This window comes from Streptomyces sp. NPDC005774 (assembly GCF_042871645.1).
Lineage (GTDB): Bacteria > Actinomycetota > Actinomycetes > Streptomycetales > Streptomycetaceae > Streptomyces > Streptomyces pratens.
Map to the genome: position 1 here is coordinate 1 of NZ_JBIAIV010000161.1, position 1,016 is coordinate 1,016.

General features: G+C 70.9%; 2 protein-coding genes. Both read right to left on the minus strand.

Annotated features, from left to right (window positions below; genetic code table 11):
• Window positions 1-131: 131 nt before the first annotated feature.
• Window positions 132-671 (minus strand): preprotein translocase subunit YajC, encoded by a 540-nt coding sequence (gene yajC / locus ACFYQA_RS39615; RefSeq protein ID WP_388928709.1) that lies wholly within the window; start codon window positions 669-671, stop codon window positions 132-134.
• Between the two features lie 165 nt (window positions 672-836).
• Window positions 837-1,016: Holliday junction DNA helicase RuvB C-terminal domain-containing protein (locus ACFYQA_RS39620; protein WP_388928711.1), on the minus strand; the 180-nt coding region annotated here is incomplete at its 5' end.

Here is a 1,016-nt window from a genome sequence, read left to right on the forward strand (position 1 = left end):
CCTCCCGCCCGCGCGCCCCGCCGCCCCCGTGGTGGGGGGGGGCCACCAAATCGGGGGCCGCGGGCGCCCCCCCCCCCCCCCCCCGGCGCGCGGGGGGGCGGCCCCCCCCCCCCCCCCACTCCGGGTCACGACTACTTCGCCTCGGAGCCGCCGTCGGACTTCTTCGCCTGCTCGTCCGTCTTCGCCTTGTCGGCGGCGTCGGTGCCGGCATCGGCCGGCTCGGTGTCGGCGGGCACGTCGGCCGCGTCAGCCGTGTCAGCCGTGTCAGCCGTGTCCTTCTTACCGAAATCGACCGGCGCGTCGTCGGAGGCGGCGGCGGAATCGTCGGTCTCGGTGAGGGAGGAGGCGTCGTCGGGGACGACATCGGCGTCGGACTTCAGGTCGTGCTCGATGCCGTGAACGATGTGGTTGTACTCCTCGTCGGTCAGTACGGCACCGATGGAGTTCTTCGCGAACAGCAGGTCCACGCCGGGTCCGGCGTCGAGGAGGACCGTGTCCTCACTGACCTCCTTCACCGTGGCATACATGCCCCCGATCGTACGGACACCGGAACCCGGCTGCATCTGGTTCCGCATATCGATGGCCTGCTGCTGCTTCTTCTTGGCCGACCGGGTCATCAGGAACATGGCCCCGATGAGCACAATGAACGGGAGGAGGGTCAGGAGACTCACGGGTCGGACTTCCTTCACACGACCGCGATGGTGAGCGGCCTGTTGGTTGGGGGTATGTGATGCCGCCGACAAGGCGTGGCATCGGCGGAGTCTAGGCGAGTCCGCGCGCAGGGAACAACGCCCAGCATGGCACCGGGGTTCCTCGCGTGGCCAGTGCCGTCCCCCTCACGCCCCGAACAGGTCCCGTTGTCCGTTTCCGCCAGCTCGGGAGCCGGGCGGGACGAGGCCGAGGTGCGCCCATGCCGCCGGTGTGGCGATCCTGCCGCGCGGGGTGCGGGCGAGCAGCCCCTCCCGTACGAGGAAGGGCTCGGCGACCTCCTCCACGGTCTCCCGCTCCTCCCCCAC